General features: G+C 55.1%; 15 protein-coding genes. All 15 read left to right on the top strand.

Annotated features, from left to right (window positions below; all coding sequences use genetic code 11):
- Positions 1 to 106 precede the first annotated feature (106 nt).
- The 15 genes from KZ483_RS00995 to spoIIE all read left to right on the top strand — a co-directional run bounded on the left by KZ483_RS00995 (position 107) and on the right by spoIIE (position 15,779).
- The gene (locus KZ483_RS00995; RefSeq protein WP_220350952.1) at positions 107 to 955 is read left to right on the top strand and encodes an ABC transporter ATP-binding protein; all 849 of its coding nucleotides are present in this window, start codon (positions 107 to 109) and stop codon (positions 953 to 955) included.
- 178 nt (positions 956 to 1,133) lie between these two features.
- Positions 1,134 to 2,285, top strand: a complete 1,152-nt coding sequence (locus tag KZ483_RS00990) for an agmatinase family protein (RefSeq protein WP_220350951.1) — start codon at positions 1,134 to 1,136, stop codon at positions 2,283 to 2,285.
- Between the two features lie 103 nt (positions 2,286 to 2,388).
- Entirely contained in the window at positions 2,389 to 3,027 is a 639-nt protein-coding gene (locus tag KZ483_RS00985; RefSeq protein WP_220350950.1) for an energy-coupling factor ABC transporter permease, read from the top strand.
- On the top strand, positions 3,020 to 3,421 hold the full coding sequence (locus KZ483_RS00980) for a PDGLE domain-containing protein (protein ID WP_258881490.1): 402 nt from the start codon (positions 3,020 to 3,022) through the stop codon (positions 3,419 to 3,421). The genes KZ483_RS00985 and KZ483_RS00980 overlap by 8 nt, the downstream gene beginning before the upstream one ends.
- A gap of 5 nt (positions 3,422 to 3,426) precedes the next feature.
- Positions 3,427 to 5,052: a cobalt ECF transporter T component CbiQ gene (cbiQ, locus tag KZ483_RS00975; protein ID WP_220350949.1), complete on the top strand. Its 1,626-nt coding sequence runs from the start codon at positions 3,427 to 3,429 to the stop codon at positions 5,050 to 5,052.
- A gap of 264 nt (positions 5,053 to 5,316) precedes the next feature.
- On the top strand, positions 5,317 to 5,859 hold the full coding sequence (gene spoVT, locus KZ483_RS00970; RefSeq protein WP_220350948.1) for a stage V sporulation protein T: 543 nt from the start codon (positions 5,317 to 5,319) through the stop codon (positions 5,857 to 5,859).
- Positions 5,860 to 6,002: 143 nt separating this feature from the next.
- Complete coding sequence (locus tag KZ483_RS00965; protein WP_220350947.1) at positions 6,003 to 7,982, top strand: oligosaccharide flippase family protein; 1,980 nt, start codon at positions 6,003 to 6,005, stop codon at positions 7,980 to 7,982.
- Positions 7,983 to 8,277: 295 nt separating this feature from the next.
- On the top strand, positions 8,278 to 9,753 hold the full coding sequence (gene mazG / locus KZ483_RS00960; RefSeq protein WP_220350946.1) for a bifunctional methyltransferase/pyrophosphohydrolase YabN: 1,476 nt from the start codon (positions 8,278 to 8,280) through the stop codon (positions 9,751 to 9,753).
- 305 nt (positions 9,754 to 10,058) lie between these two features.
- Positions 10,059 to 10,331 (top strand): HU family DNA-binding protein, encoded by a 273-nt coding sequence (locus KZ483_RS00955; protein ID WP_132490962.1) that lies wholly within the window; start codon positions 10,059 to 10,061, stop codon positions 10,329 to 10,331.
- A 3-nt stretch (positions 10,332 to 10,334) separates the two neighbouring features.
- On the top strand, positions 10,335 to 10,616 hold the full coding sequence (locus KZ483_RS00950; RefSeq protein WP_220350945.1) for an RNA-binding S4 domain-containing protein: 282 nt from the start codon (positions 10,335 to 10,337) through the stop codon (positions 10,614 to 10,616).
- A 287-nt stretch (positions 10,617 to 10,903) separates the two neighbouring features.
- Positions 10,904 to 11,188 carry a sporulation protein YabP gene (yabP, locus tag KZ483_RS00945; protein WP_220350944.1) on the top strand — a complete coding sequence of 95 codons (285 nt, stop codon included), beginning with the start codon at positions 10,904 to 10,906 and terminating at the stop codon, positions 11,186 to 11,188.
- Entirely contained in the window at positions 11,185 to 11,823 is a 639-nt protein-coding gene (yabQ, locus tag KZ483_RS00940) for a spore cortex biosynthesis protein YabQ (RefSeq protein WP_258881489.1), read from the top strand. Before yabP ends, yabQ begins: the two co-directional genes overlap by 4 nt.
- Before the next feature lie 27 nt (positions 11,824 to 11,850).
- On the top strand, positions 11,851 to 12,162 hold the full coding sequence (locus tag KZ483_RS00935; RefSeq protein WP_258881690.1) for an FtsB family cell division protein: 312 nt from the start codon (positions 11,851 to 11,853) through the stop codon (positions 12,160 to 12,162).
- Positions 12,163 to 12,322: 160 nt separating this feature from the next.
- A complete protein-coding gene (locus tag KZ483_RS00930; protein WP_220350942.1) occupies positions 12,323 to 12,886 on the top strand; it encodes a S1 domain-containing RNA-binding protein in 564 nt (187 codons plus the stop codon).
- Positions 12,887 to 13,283: 397 nt separating this feature from the next.
- Positions 13,284 to 15,779, top strand: a complete 2,496-nt coding sequence (gene spoIIE / locus KZ483_RS00925; protein WP_220350941.1) for a stage II sporulation protein E — start codon at positions 13,284 to 13,286, stop codon at positions 15,777 to 15,779.
- Positions 15,780 to 15,952 lie beyond the last annotated feature (173 nt).

Raw genomic sequence — 15,952 nt, 5'->3', positions numbered from 1 at the left:
ATTGTCATAAAAGTATCGAAAAAACTCTAGGTGAATGCTTCCGAAGTGAGTTTTTTCGAGTTGTATTGTCATAAAAGTATCGAAAAAACTCTTAGGAGTGAAGTACATGGAGGCGGCTAAACGGAATGTGTATGACGAGGAACCCGTACGGAGCGGGAATAAAGCTGCAATGAGCGATGACGATCAAATATTTTTCTCGTCATACGGCGAGATTGTCATCCGCGGGGTGTGCAAGGTCTATGAAACGAAGAAGAGTCGTTTCGAAGCGCTGAAAGGTATCGATCTCACCATCGGCTCGAATGAATTTCTTACCATTCTCGGTCCTTCCGGCTGCGGGAAATCGACGCTGCTGCGTATTGTTGCAGGACTCGATGAAATGACGGACGGGATGATTACCGTCGACGGCGAGGAAGTTATCGGCCCAGGCGCGGATCGCGGTATGGTGTTTCAAGGCTACACGCTGTTCCCGTGGCTGACGGTGCGCGAGAATATCGAATACGGGCCCAAGCTCAAAGGGATCGCGACTTTGGACCGCCGATCCATCAGCAGCTATTGGCTGAAAGTCATCAAGCTGGAATCCTTCGATAAATCCTTCCCGAAGCAGCTGTCGGGCGGGATGAAGCAGCGCGTTGCGATTGCAAGGGCGCTGGCGAACCGGCCGAAGGTGCTGCTTATGGACGAACCGTTCGGCGCACTGGATGCGCAAACGAAGCTGGAGATGCAGGAGATGCTGCTTGAAGTGTGGGAGAAAGAAAGGACTACCGTCCTCTTTATCACACACGACATTGATGAAGCAATTTTCTTATCGCAGCGCATTGTTGTCATGGGCTCGAATCCGGGACGCATATTGAAGACGTATGACGTCAAGCTGCCGGCGCAGCGCTCGCCTGAGGTGCGCGAGCACCCGGAATTCCTTGCCTTGAAGCGGGAACTTGCGCAGCTCCTGAAGCATTAAACCAAGGCTTGCCACACAGAAAACTAGGTATATGCTTACGAAGCGAGTTTTCTGCTTGCTTTGGGGTGTAATCGAATGAAGCCGCAAAAAACTAGGTTTATGCTTACGAACCGAGTGTTCTGCTTACCGTGGAGTATATCAAGGAGCATACGCAGAAAACTTTTAGGAGGCTCAAATCATGGGGTTTTTCGATAATCATGGACTTAACTACAGACGTAAGGTGACCGATGAAGCGAGCTTCGAACGTCAGGATTTGCACGGCATTCAAGCATCGCAGAAGGAAGCGACACTGACACATACGCGCGCCGAAGCGGAAATTCAGCGAAACCTGCAGCTTGGCCTGGAAGCGGCCGAAAGCATCGGCGACCGCACAATCTCCTGTTTTAGCCGCGGGGAGCTGCCGCACTGGGCAGGCATTAATACCTTCCTGAAGCTTCCTTACCTGGAAGATGTGAATAAAGTGGACGAATTCGACGTAGCTGTGCTCGGCGTTCCTTTCGACATCGGCACGACGTACCGCTCCGGTACCCGCTTCGGACCGCAGGCGATCCGCCGCATTTCGGCGCTCTACCAAACATACAACTATGAAATGGGCGTGGACCTGCGTGAGCAGCTGAAAATATGCGACCTTGGAGACGTATTCACGATTGCGAATATCGAGAAAAGCTTCGATCAAATTACGAAAGCCGTCTCCCATGTCATGAGCAAAGGAACGATGCCGGTAATTCTCGGCGGCGACCACTCCATCGGATATCCTTGCCTCAGAGGTGTGGCCGAGAACGTGGAAGGAAACATCGGGATCATCCATCTGGACCGTCATATTGATATTCAAGAGAAGGATATGGATGAGCGGATGCATACGACGCCTTGGTTTCACGCAACAAACATACCAAACGCTCCGGCCGTCAACCTTGTCCAGATCGGAATCGGCGGATGGCAGGTGCCGCGCGCAGGCGTTAAAGTCGGGCGTGAACGCGGGACGACGATTATGACGATCAACGACGTGGAATCTCTCGGTATCGATAAGGTGGCGGAAATGGCGCTGGAAACGGCCTGGAAAGGCGCGAAAGCAGTATACCTCAGCTTTGATATCGACTCGATTGATTGCGGCTTTGTGCCTGGTACGGGCTGGCCCGAGCCGGGCGGCTTCCTGCCTCGTGAAGCGCTCAAGCTGATGCAGCTTGTCGCTAAGGAAGGGCTTGCCGCAATGGAGGTTGTCGAAGTTGCTCCCGCGTACGACATCAGCGACACTACGGCGCTGCTCGCCTGCCGGGCTGTTCTTGACGTACTGGCTACGATGGTTGACAATGGAAAAATAGGCGGCAGATAATCGCATTATATGGGAAACTGGCAATTATGGCGGTAAATACTTAAGATGGCGGCGGCCCTTGGAAATCGGGCCGTCGTTTGATGATTAGGAGGGACGGGTGATCATGCATATTCCTGACGGCTTTCTGGATACGAAGGCTTGGGTATCAACGACGGTAGCGGGCGCCGCGGCTGTCGGATACAGCTTGCGCAGGACAAAGCTCGCTTTGAATCCCAAGCAGGTGCCGATGGTTGCGCTTATGGGGGCATTTGTCTTCGCGGCGCAAATGCTGAACTTTCCAATCGCGGGAGCCACATCGGGACACTTTCTCGGCGGGGCGTTGACCTCAATATTATTCGGACCTTGGGTGGCTGCTATCGTAATGGCTGCAGTGCTCATAATACAAGCACTAGTGTTTCAGGATGGAGGCATTACCGTGCTTGGCGCCAACATTCTATGCACCGGATTTATCGGGTGTTTTGTCGGCTACGGAACTTATAAAGCCGGTATGTTTATTCTGCGCGGCCGTGCAAGGGCTGCGGTTACTTTCTTCGCCTCGTGGCTTTCCATTGTCACAGCATCTGCAGGAGTTGCGCTTCTGCTGGCCTGGTCCGGTACTTTCGAGCTTGGCACTGCTCTCAAGGCGATGGTCGGTTGGCACAGCTTGATTGGTATCGGCGAGGGCGTTATCACCACGCTCGTGACAGGCTATCTGCTGGAACGTAATACGTCGATAACGAAAGGCGTGACGTTCGATGCATGAGGAGACGGACAAGAGGCAGGAGGCCGCCGCAGAGCGGCATATGCGGCGGCAAGCTGGGGAAAAACAGCTGAGCGTTACGATGAGCCGAAGGAAATGGACGGTCATTCTGGTTGCTGCCATTGTTGCTGCAGGACTCCTGTCGCCATGGGCTTCGTCTGCGCCGGATGGGCTGAACCGGGTAGCTGAGGATCACGGGTTCAGTCACTTGGGGGGCTCTATAAACAAATGGGCGCTTTTTCCCGGGTATGAATGGAACGGACTGCCTGTTTCTGCAGTGAAAATCGGAGGTCTGATCGGTGTCGGTCTTATGATCGCCGTATTGTGGGCCGTGTCCCGGTGGTTATCGCGTAAAACGAGGGATGACGGGGCCAAATCAGAAAACAATCAGGAGTGATGCTCATGTCTCTCGGCAATCCGATTCAAACTCCCCTGCACGACGAGCAAACACAGCCTCCCTTCCTGAGGAAGGCGAACCGGAGGCTCTTAACGATTCTTGGACTGCTCGTCACGGTCATGCTATTCGGGCATCCGGCTGCTCTTTCGGGAGCTGCCGGATGTTTTCTGTTCTTTATGCTTTGGTCGGGAATCTCGATCCGCCATATCTGTAAGCGGCTGCTCCTTATCGTGCCGTTCGGGCTCGGCGCGGTCGCCTTTATTCCGTTTCAAGGCGAGGGCACGCCGCTCTTTCATCTGTGGGTATGGACCGCCACGGAGGAAGGGGTGGGCGATGCGGCCGTTATTTTGCTCAAAATCGTCTGCGCTAATTTGCTTATCACGTATTTGATGGCGGTAACGCCGCTGTTCGATCTGATCAAGAGCCTTCGGACGATCGGCTTTCCTTCGCTTTTTATCGAGATGATGGCTCTAATGATGCGTTACTTCTTCCTGCTCAGGGAAGAAGCGGCCAGCATGCTGAAGGCTCAACGTTCGCGAGGTATGAAGATCGAAGGCTGGCTGTGGGATAAGCAAACATACAAAAGATTCGGGGAGCTGCTGGGCGTGCTCTTCCTGCGCGCTTACCGGCGGAGCGAGCGGATCTACCAGTCCATCTCGGCGCGGGGCGGATTTGCCGGCGGCGTGCACGAGGGATCTGGGTCCCCCGTTAATACTGGGGAAATAAAGAAGAAGCCGCAAGAAGGGAGAGTCAGACAAATGGCGATTGATGTGCGTAATGCCGTCTATCGATATGGGGAAATCGAAGCGCTGCGCGGGGTGTCATTCACGATTGAACGAGGTGCGAAGGCAGTGCTGATGGGGCCTAATGGAGCCGGTAAATCGACGTTAATCTCACTCCTAAACGGGCTCGAGCAGCCTTCGCGGGGCGAGGTGTTCGTGCTTGGCGAGCAGTTGACGAGGGAAAGCGGTGTCCGGCTTCGTCAGCGGGTGGGCGTCGTTTATCAGGACCCGGACGATCAAATCTTTTCCACTACGGTCGAAGAGGATGTCGCTTTCGGACCGCGTAACCTCGGGCTCTCCGAAGCCGAAGTAGGGGAACGCGTTGACACAGCTCTTGGCTCGGTAGGAATGCGCGAGCTGCGCAAACGGTCGCCGTTCGAGCTGAGCTACGGCCAGAAACGCCGTGTCGCAATTGCCGGCGTGCTGGCGATGAGGCCGGAAATCATCATTCTCGATGAACCAATGGCGTTTCTCGATCCGAAGAGCCGGGACGACCTGCATGCGCTCCTTGAAACGATGCATCTGATGGGAATAACGCTGGTCGTGGCCACGCATGATGTAGATTTTGCGGCGGAATGGGCTGATCAAGTGCTCATTCTGGTGGATGGGCGCATGCTGGCGTCGGGCACGACCGAGCTGCTGTTCGACGACAGCCTTCTGGCAGAGGCCGATCTTCATTTGCCGCGGCTTGTCCGTCCCTTCAGGCTGCTTCAGGGCGCAGGCGATTTGCGTCCCAGAACGGTCCGTCAGGCAGCGCAGTTAATTTGGAAGCTAATGGTCCGAGGTCCCGAGCCTGAGGCGGAAGAATTGACGGAACGAAGGGCTGCATCAAGGCGTGAGCGCTTGTAGGGCGCGCGAAAAGTGGAAGTTACCCCCAACAACGGATATTCAAGGGTTGCGGCGATTTTCCACGTGCATAAGAAAATGGGAGCCGATGAATACTATGGTCAGATTCGAAAACACCTTTTTACAAAATATAAGGAAGTATAAGTGCTCGGCATACTTTGCTTATATTTTCTGGAGAAGAGCAAATCCCTTCTCTTATGCTATAGACAAGCGCAAAAAGGATCCAGTGGAATTCAAAACCTTCAAGGAAAGTGGGGCAACCAGAACATGAAAGCAACTGGAATTGTTCGTCGAATTGATGATCTCGGCCGGGTCGTCATCCCAAAAGAAATCCGCCGGACGCTGCGTATACGCGAGGGCGACCCGCTGGAAATATTCGTTGACCGCGACGGTGAAGTTATTTTGAAGAAGTATTCCCCGATCGGGGAACTTGGAGATTTCGCCAAGGAATATGCGGAATCGCTATCCGAAAGCACTAACCATATTACGCTTATTACGGACCGCGATACAATTATCGCAGTGGCCGGCGCGCCGAAGAAGGAATACCTTGAGAAACAAATCGGTGCGATGCTCGAGAGCTGCATGGAAAACCGCAAAACGGTAACCGAGTTCGGCGGCGGTTCATTCGAGATTATCAAAGATCTCGGCGAGACGTTCAGCGCGTTTGTAGCTGCTCCCATTATAGCCGGCGGGGATCCGATCGGAACTGTGGTCCTGCTTAGCAAGGAAGAGAACGTTAAAATGGCGCAAATGGAAACCAAAATGGCCGAAACTGCGGCTGGATTTCTAGCCAAACAGATGGAGCAGTAAACAACAAGCTGTCTGCAAAGTGGGTGCACTTGCAGCAGCTTGTTTTTTTTGCGTTCTCGAGCGATAGAGATGAATGTCAGGCATGGCTGCATTCCAAGTATTCCGCTTTCGGGTATAATGAGGGGAGGAGAAGAGATAGGCAGGTGCAGGGTTTGGAGGAGAATGGACGCAAGAACAAGGCCGCTGCTTCCACCGCCGGCAAGGCGAGCTTCGTAGAAACAGGGGAAACGGGGACACTTCCACTCTCTGACCGTATCGCCCGCAAGGCCGAACCGGCATCGGAGGATATTCTTACGGGCCGCCCTCCCTTAATGAAGGGCGCGGCATTGATGGGCTTGGCGATGCTCATCAGCAAAACAATCGGCACACTGCAGAAGATTCCGCTGCAAAATGTAGCCGGAGACCGTGTGTTCGGCATTTATAACGCGGTTTATCCTCTATATCAGCTGCTGCTTGTGATGGTTACCGCGGGTTTTCCGGTAGCGGTCTCACTGCTGGTTGCGGAGCGGGAGAGCGAAGGAGACCGCCAAGGGGCGCAGCAGGTGCTGAAGGCAAGCGTGCTGCTGCTGGGCGTCAGCGGGACGGCCGGCTTTGCGTTGATGTGGCTCGGAGCGGACCGTGTGGCGCTTTGGATCGGTGATATAAGCACTGCGCCGGCAGTAAGGACGGCGGCTCTCGCGCTGTGGCTCGCACCCGTAATGTCAGGGCTGCGCGGGTATTACCAGGGGATCGGCCGCATGCTGCCATCGGCAGTCTCGCAGCTGTCCGAGCAGTCGGTGCGGGTGGCCGCGATGCTGGCGATGCTCGCAATCGGCTGGCATTTGGGCTGGGGTGACGATTCGCTTGCAGCCGGCGCAACCGCAGGCTCTGCGTTCGGCGCGGCTGCGGGGCTCGCGGTGATCTCAGCGTATTGGCTGCGTGACCGCCGGGGAGGCGGGACCGCCATGAGCGGCGGAAATGCCGGGGAGCCGACGAGAGTGAGTGAAGGGTCCGGTATGGGACAGGCATCGGTATTGGGAGGTATAAAGGCGGCTGATATTACGTCAGACGCAGCAGAGGCGTGCCGTAACGGGAGAGGAAATTCCGGCCGACGGGATTCAGCCCGCCAACCCGTCGCGGGCGGGGCATTGAGGAGCCGCCGTGAGGATGCCCAGAACGCGGAGGAGCGGCTTCGAGGTGGCTTGATGCCGCTGGTGCGCCGGCTTGCTGCACTTGCCGTGCCCGTGACGCTTGGCGCGCTTGCTGTACCGGCGCTGAGCGTTGTCGACGCATTCACCGTGCCGCGGCTGCTGCGCGAGACGGGGGCTGACGGGGCCGATGCGATGGCGCTATTCGGCCTATACAGCCGGGGCCAGCCGCTTGTGCAGCTGGTCGTTATGGTGGCGAGCGCAGTGGCTGCAGCGCTTGTTCCGGCACTTGCCGCTGCCCGTGTACGCGGCAACCTGGCCGAGACGAAGCGGCACGCGGCGTTTGTGATGCGCGCCGCCTGGGCGATAGGAGCGGCGGCAGCGGCTGGGCTCGCACTGTTGGCCGAGCCGGTCAATGTGATGCTCTACGCGGACAATGCAGGTACGCTTACGTTCGCGCTAGTCGCGTGCACCGCGCTTGCGGGAACCGTCAACGCAGTCGCGGCAGCGGTCCTTCAGGGGCTTGGATCGGTACGCGCCCCTGCGCTGTTCATGCTCGCCGCCGCTGCGCTTAAGGCGGCGCTTAACGCCGCGCTCGTGCCGGCGCTTGGCATAGCCGGCGCCGCTTGCGCCGGCATCGCTGCGCTCATGGCGGCCGCCCTGCTCAGCGCGGGCGCCGTCCGCCGCGCCACGGGCGCGGCCATGCCCGCGCGGAGCGCCGCGGGCATCGGACTTGCGCTCGCGGTCATGGCCGCGGCGCTCGTCCTGGCCGAGCGCGGCGGTGCAGCGCTGCTCGGCCCGCTGCCGCCGAGGGCGGCAGCTGCGGCGCTTGCGCTCGGAGGCACCGCCCTCGGCGGAGCGCTGTTCGCCGCCGCACTGCTGCGCTGCGGCGGCATAAGCGAGCGCGAGCTGCGCGGTCTGCCCGGCGGCGCAGCGGTCGCCGAGCGGTTGCGCCGGTGGCGGCTGCTGCCGCGCAGCGACCAGCAGTCGCTTTAGCCGCCCCTAAGCCGCCCGTAAGCAGCCCAAGGGTGCCCGGCCCGTATCGAATAGCCGCCCCAGCGATAGCTAAATTCGCGGGCCATCGAGGTCGCACCCGTAGCACTAAATCACTAACGGGCTATCGCCCAACGCGAAATAGTAGCACCGGTAACACTAAGTCACACTGGCTACCGCCCAACCCGAAATAGTAGCACCCGTCCACCAAATCACTCACGGGCTGCCGCCCAACCTTAAACAGCTGCGCCTCAAGCGCGGCCGAAATACATAATCCACGAATCAAGGAGGGTTCACCATGCAACCAACCATCACTGTCGTCGGGCTCGGCTCGGGCGATGCCGACCAGCTGACGCTGGGGGTCTGGCGTAAGCTGCAGAGTGCCTCAGTACGCTGCGTGCGAACGGACAAGCACCCGATGATGCGGCTGTTTGAGGAGAATGATCTGACCTATGCGTCGTTTGATCGGCTGTACGAGCAGCTCGATTCATTTCCCGAGGTTTACGCCGCCATCACCGAAGCTTTAATCGAACAATCCAAAGCCGGAGAAATCGTCTACGCGGTCCCTGGCCATCCGATGGTGGCCGAACGCACGGTGCAGCTGCTGCGGGAACGATGCCCGCAGGAGGGCATCGCCCTCAATATTATCGGCGGCGAGAGCTTTCTTGATCAAGCTTTCACGAGGCTGGGCTTCGATCCGATCGAAGGATTCCAGCTGCTTGACGCGGCTGGACTTAAGGCTTCTCTCATACGGCCGGAACTCCATACCGTTATCGGCCAAGTCTATGACGAATTCACCGCCTCGGACGTTAAGCTCACGCTGATGGAACGTCTGCCTGACGACTATCCGGTTGTTGTCGGACATGCGCTCGGTGTGGCGGGGGAGGAGCAAATCGTCACCGTCCCGCTCTACGAGCTTGACCGGACGCCGGGTTACGGCAATTTGTCGCTCATCTGGCTGCCCCGCACCTCGGACGATGCTCTTCGCAATCGCTCATTCGAGCGGCTGCATGAGATTGTCGCTATTTTACGAAGCCCCGAGGGCTGTCCATGGGACCGGGAGCAGACGCACCAATCGATCCGCAAAAACTTCATCGAAGAAACCTACGAAGCGATCGAAGCGATTGACAATGACGACCCGGACGGCATGCGCGAGGAGTTCGGCGACGTGATTCTGCAAGTGATGCTGCACAGCCAGATCGAGGAAGAGGTCGGTTCCTTCTCCGTCTATGATGTCATCCAAACGCTCAATGAGAAGCTGCTGTTCCGTCATCCGCATGTGTTTGGCGAACTGGGAGCGAGCGATGCGGGCGAGGCGCTTCAGAACTGGGAGCAAATGAAAGCCGAGGAGAAGCGCCGCAAAGGCATCGATCCGGCCAAGGCATCGCTTCTGGATGGAATACCGCCGGATCTTCCCGCGCTTATGAAAGCCTACAAGATTCAGAAGAAAGCCGCTAAAGTCGGCTTTGATTGGGACGATATCAAGCCGGTTCTCGATAAAATCGAAGAGGAGCTGGGGGAGCTGCGGGAAGCCATCGCAACCAAGGATACCTCCGAGCAGGCGGCGGAGCTTGGCGACCTGCTGTTTGCCACGGTCAACGCTTCGCGGTTTATTCAGGCCGATCCGGAAGAAGCGCTTGCACGGACCAATCAGAAATTCAAGAAGCGTTTTGCATATATTGAAGAACAGCTCCGTATAAGCGGCCGAACCTTTGACCAAACTGATTTAACAGAGATGGACCGATTTTGGGAGGAAGCCAAGCGTCTTCCTTGATAGACAATCAGAAACCAAATTGCGAATTAGCAGCATTTCTGAATTGTTCAGGGAAGCAGACTTGCTCCGCCGCCCAGGAGAGAGCCTAACCGATTGCAGCATAACGGTTCCAGTTTAATGGTATCTATTCCTTCTTGTTTTCGTCAAAATTCGGCTAAATTCCTCACGGTTCGCAAAAAAAGTTTACCAAATTAGCAGGATTTATTTAGAAACAAGCAGAATAGTAACAATCGGGGAAAGCACACTCAATGCGGCGGCACGATGGCTGTCTACTAGGATAAAAAAATTAGGAGGCTATGAAAACCATGAACAAAACTGACCTGATTAACAACATTGCAGCAAAAAGCGGACTGACCAAGCGCGACGTCGAATCTGTACTTAACGGATTTCTGGGAGAAGTAACCGATGCGCTGGCAAGCGGCGACAAGGTTCAATTGATCGGCTTCGGCACATTCGAAACCCGCAAACGCTCCGGCCGTACGGGCCGCAACCCGCAAACGGGCAACCCGATCACGATCGCCGAATCCAAAGTTCCTGCGTTCAAAGCCGGCAATAAATTAAAAGACGCGATTAAGTAACTGATGCGTCTCGATAAATTTCTCAAAGTATCCCGGCTAATCAAGCGTCGTACCATCGCGAAAGACGTCTCCGATCAAGGACGCGTCTGGATCAACGGCCGGGAAGCCAAAGCGAGCAGCACCGTCAAAGCCGGCGACGAGCTCAAGATTCAATTCGGCCAGAAAATCGTAACCGTCCGCATTGAGCGGCTTGTGGAGACGACGAAGAAGGACGAAGCGAGCGGCATGTATACTTTGTTGAAAGAAGAATCGCGCCAATCTGAGAATAAACTCGAATGGCAATAAGAAAGAGGCGGCCTCCCGGTTTAACGGGACAGGCCGCTTTTTTAGTTTCCATATCAACATGCCCGCTGTTCTCTCTGATTTATGTGAGCAAGTTTTTTTATTATACAAAACTACCTTTGTTTAAGAGCGCTCCTGCGCCGCTTCCAAGTGAGTTCTAAAACCTGTCCCACCGCCATAAGCTAGTCTCAGGTGATACTGTTGAAACCGGGTTAGCTGTAGGAAACCGGCGGGCGCCGCGAAGGATGGCGCGGTTTCTTCCGGCCAAACTATAAGGAGGGGACGAGGCAATGATCGAACAAGGTAAGGGACAGAAGCGCCAGGAAATCAAAATGCTCAATCGCAAAATCCTTGAGATTACCGGCGTTATGAATGTGGAGAGCTTCGATAATGAAGAGTTTTTGCTTGAGACCGAGCTCGGCTTCCTGGCTATTCGCGGCCAAAACTTGCATATGAAGCATTTGAGCTTGGAGCAAGGCCTTGTTGCCATTGAAGGACTCGTCCATTCGCTCGCCTATTTGGACGGAAATACGGCCGGCAAGTCCAAAGGCCTGTTCGGGAAGTTATTTAAGTGAGTTTGACGGTACAATGGTGGACAATGGTAACGATGCTGCTCTCGGGAATCGGGATGGGGATCGTGTTCGATAGCTATCGCGTCGTGTCGGACGAGCTTCGGATCAACCGTTGGTGGATCCCGGTTTTCGATCTTCTGTACTGGATCGCCGCTACCATTGCCGTATTCCAGGTGCTGTCCGCAAGCAACGAAGGCGAAGTGCGGACTTACGTATTCCTGGGACTGCTGCTCGGCATAGGCTGCTATTACTGGCTGCTTAGCAAGCTGGTTGTTATCATTGTGCATGGCATTATCCGCATCATACGCGCGCTCATACAATTTACGATCCGGACGTTCGTTCTGCTTGTCATTCGTCCGCTGCAGCTGCTCTACCGTCTCGGCAGACTGGTTTTTGCATTTTTACTTGTGTTCACTATGTTCCTGTTGAAACTTGTGGTACAATTAATTCGTCCGCTCTGGATTTTGACCCGCTGGATGACCGCTCCCCTTATAAGACCTGCCGGTCAATGGTTCGCAGGATGGGGTGGACCGCTTCTTGCAAAGTGGCGGGTACGCGATAGGTACCAAGCGCTGCATACCGGCATCGTTAAGCTCTGGCGGCGATGGAAGAACCGGAAGCAGGACAACAATAACTAGCAATAACGACAGGGGGTCTATGAATTGGTGACGACAGCTGGGAATCATCAATCAACTGCATCGGCAGGGACGAAACGCCGGCTGAAGATTTGGTTTATCGTCGTCGCATTATTCATGGGCTGGGCGTCGTACACTCTTCTATCTCAGCTGGAACGGCAGGGTCAATCGGAACTTAAGCTTGCGGAAGCGCAGCAGAAAATAGATGCGGCGACCAAGCAGATGAACGACCTGAAGCAGCAGGCCGCTCGGCTGAACGATAAGGAATATATCGGCCAGTTGGCTACGAAGGACCAAGGAATGGTAAAGAAAGGCGAGAAGCAGATTCAGGTCATTGAATAGGCTTACAATCGGGTATACGTCTGTTGCCTTGCTTCTCTCATTCGGGTATAATCACGATAGGAACAGCATTTTAAGAGCTTTCATGTTATATATTTTAACGTGCATATCCATCTCGAGGCCTACGGCTTCGCATAACGGTTAGGGAGGAACATTTTTACCTATGGCAATTGAAGTGGGCGCCAAGTTAGAGGGCAAGGTGACAGGCATTACGCATTTCGGGGCATTCGTCGATTTGTCGGGAGGTGTCACGGGGCTCGTTCACATCTCAGAGATTGCCGATAATTACGTCAAGGATGTTAAGGACCATTTAAAACTGGATGATGTCGTCACAGTAAAGGTCATTAATGTAGATAAAGACGGGAAAATCGGACTTTCCATTAAACAGGCGATCGACCGGCCAGAAGGTTCTGCGCCACCTCAGAGGGAACGCGGTGCAGGCGGCGGAGGCGGCGGCTTCAATCGTCCTAGCAGCGGAAGCGGCGGAGGCGGAGGCGGAAGCTTCAATCGTCCAAGTGGCGGCGGAGGCGGCGGCTTTAATCGTACAGGCGGCGGAGGCGGCGGTGGACGTCCTTTCAATAAAGCGTCAGGCGGTAAACCTTCCTTTGGTAAACCCACCTTCGAGGATAAAATGTCGCGTTTCCTTAAGGATAGCGAAGAGCGCATGTCTTCATTGAAGAAGAATACGGAATCCAAACGCGGTGGCCGCGGAGCGAAGCGCGTTTAATTGTATATCGAAGTAATGCAGGCAGGGCCGACAAGGCTCTGCCTTTTTTAGTTCCGGTTTTTAGCGGCCCATTATTCACATTACACCGAAATATTCCTCTCCGAAGAAAAAACTTTTCCCTTGTTATCCACCAATCCCGACACGTTCGGACGGCGTTTCACCGGCAGCGGCGGGAATTCGGGCAGCGGTTTTTGTTGAACGATAGTCCGGAAGGGGTACCGCTGCGAAGCCTTAAACGCACGCTGTCATTACGTTTGACAAGGCGTCGCGAGCCTGCCTGGGAGAGCGGCATTTTTGTCGGAAAAAACTTTTGCAATGACAACGCTTTCTGACAAACTTCCTGTGGACATGCTCCTATAATGGGGAGACATTAATTGGGAATGGATGGTGTCTTGATATGACGGAGAAACACAATGTGGTCATGTTTCCAACTGTACAGCGGACAAGCATCGTACAAGCGGCGGTCCGCAAAGGCCTTAACTGGGCTATGGCCCATCGGCTCGTACAGATGATGTCCTCTAAAAAATGGACCTTCGTACTGATGGCCGTCGGATTTCTGCTCGGCCGGGCAGTCATATTGGAGTCGCTTACGCCGTTTGCGGTCGCTTACTTTGCCGTCATTTATTTTCTCAGACGAGATTCTTATTTTACGGTTGGGCTATCGATCGTTGCCGGCAGCTGCTTTGCAATATCTCCGGAGCCGATGTGGATAGCCATGGAGTTGGCAGTGCTTTATTTACTCATGAAGGGGCTGGAAGCTTACGAGCGGGCCGAACTGTCTTATGCGCCTATACTCGTGTTTCTCGCTACCATGCTTGTCCGGCTGTTCGGAGTGGTCATCGCCGACACGCTTAACTGGTACGAGCTTATGATGGTGGGTGTGGAGGCTGCGCTCGGTTTTGTACTCACGCTCGTGTTTGTACAAGCCATCCCCGTGCTGACAATGACGCGCAAATCTTCTGCACTGAGGAATGAAGAAATTATATGCCTCATGATTCTGCTTGCTTCGGTAATGACCGGGGCGGTCGGATGGTCGGTTTACGGCTTATCCGCAGAGCATGTCATGTCACGATATATGCTGCTGCTCTTCGCGCTGGTAGGAGGGGCGCCGCTGGGAGCTTCGGTTGGGGTGGTAGCCGGGCTTATCCTGAGCTTGGCGGATTTCAACGCTATTGTTCAAATGAGCCTGCTGGCCTTCGCCGGCTTGCTTGCCGGGCTGCTGCGGGACGGGGGCAAAATGGCGGTCGCCTTCGGTATGCTGCTTGGATCATCCATTCTTTCTATCTATGTCGGAAACCAGAGCGATGTGATGGCATCGACCTGGGAGTCGGTTGCTGCGGCCGTACTGTTCCTGCTCACTCCACGTTCAATCGTGCGTACGATTGCCAAATACGTCCCGGGAACGCAGGAGCATGTCAAATCTCAGCATGAATACGCAAAACGGGTCCGCGATGTTACGGCACAGCGCGTTGCACAGTTCTCAGAAGTATTCCGCCAGCTGTCGCGAAGCTTCGGCCAAGTGGCCAGCGTTAATGATAGTGCGAAGCGAGAGGAAGCGGTCGGCCATTTCATGAATGCGGTCGCCGAGAAAACATGCAGCTCTTGCCATCGCAAAGAACTTTGTTGGGAGGGGAGATTCTATGATACGTACAGGGTAATGACAGGCATGATGACTGCAGTTGAAGAAGGGAGGCGTATAGGACCGAAGGAAATGCCGAAGGAATGGAGCTCTCATTGCATTCGGTCACATCAAGTGCTGGGCGTTATGCAGCAGCAGTATGAATTGTTCAAGCACGACCAGCGTTGGAGAAAGCAGCTGAACGATTCCCGCCAGCTTGTCGCCGAGCAGTTATCGGGCGTGTCCCAGGTTATGGAGGACTTGGCGCGGGAGATCAAGCGGGAAGGACAGCAGCTGCATTTGCAGGAAGAACAGATCCGAGAGGCGCTAGAAGGGCTCGGTTTATCCATACAGGGTATCGACGTCGTTAATTTGGAGGAGGGGAACGTAGAGATTGAGGTTTACCATGCATTTGGGAGAGGGTACGACGAATGCCGCAAAATCATTGCGCCGCTGCTCTCCGACATATTAGGCGAGCCGATCGCCGTTATGTCGGAGCGCTATCCGGAGAAAAGCGGAGAGCCTGCGATGGTCATATTCGGCTCCGCCAAAGCTTTCGAGGTGGAGACCGGTGTGGCCGGTGTGGCTAAGGGAGGGGAGCTGCTTTCGGGAGACAGCTTCAGTACGGTAGAGCTTGGCAATGGCAAATTTGCCGTGGCTATCAGCGACGGGATGGGAAACGGCGAGCGGGCCAAGCTCGAGAGCAGCACGGCCCTGACGATTCTTCAGCAGCTGCTGCAGTCGGGAATGGATGAGAAGCTGGCGATTAAATCCGTCAATTCGGTGCTTCTTCTCCGTTCCTCTGATGAAGTGTTCGCCACCGTCGATGTGGCGTTGATCGATTTGTATACGGCGAAGACGACGTTTATGAAAATAGGGTCCACCCCGAGCTTCATCAAGCGGGGCGGCGAGGTCATTCCGATAACGGCAAACAATCTGCCGGTCGGCATTCTGCAGGATATAGATGTCGACCTGATTCGGGTGCAGCTGCAGCCGGGCGACACGCTCATCATGATGACCGACGGCATCTATGATGCGCCCGGTCATGCGGTTAATAAGGAGATGTGGATGAAGCGGGTCATCCAGGAAATCTCAGCCGATAACCCGCAGGAAATCGCCGATTCGCTCCTTGAGACGGTCGTGCGTTATCATAAAGGCGATATTTTGGACGATATGACAGTCGTCGTGGCCAAGGTCGACAAACATCAGCCCGAGTGGGCGACCTTCCGCTGGCCGGGCCTAACCAAGGTCGAGCGACCAAGGACGGTGAGCTAGGAGGGGTGGAGATAAGCGCATTATGCAAAGCCTGCCTGGAGGCGGGCTTTTTTGGTGCGTTTTCTTGAAGGGATGGGAATTGTGAACATATATCTCGGCATAGAGTGTTCTCACTACCTTACATAGGTGCAAATGATGGCGCTTATTCATATCGGTTCGTTGTTAGTACAAAC

Source organism: Paenibacillus sp. sptzw28 (genome assembly GCF_019550795.1).
GTDB lineage: Bacteria > Bacillota > Bacilli > Paenibacillales > Paenibacillaceae > Paenibacillus_Z.
The sequence above is the reverse complement of the archived record's forward strand: the minus strand, read 5'-3'. Positions and strand labels throughout refer to the sequence as shown.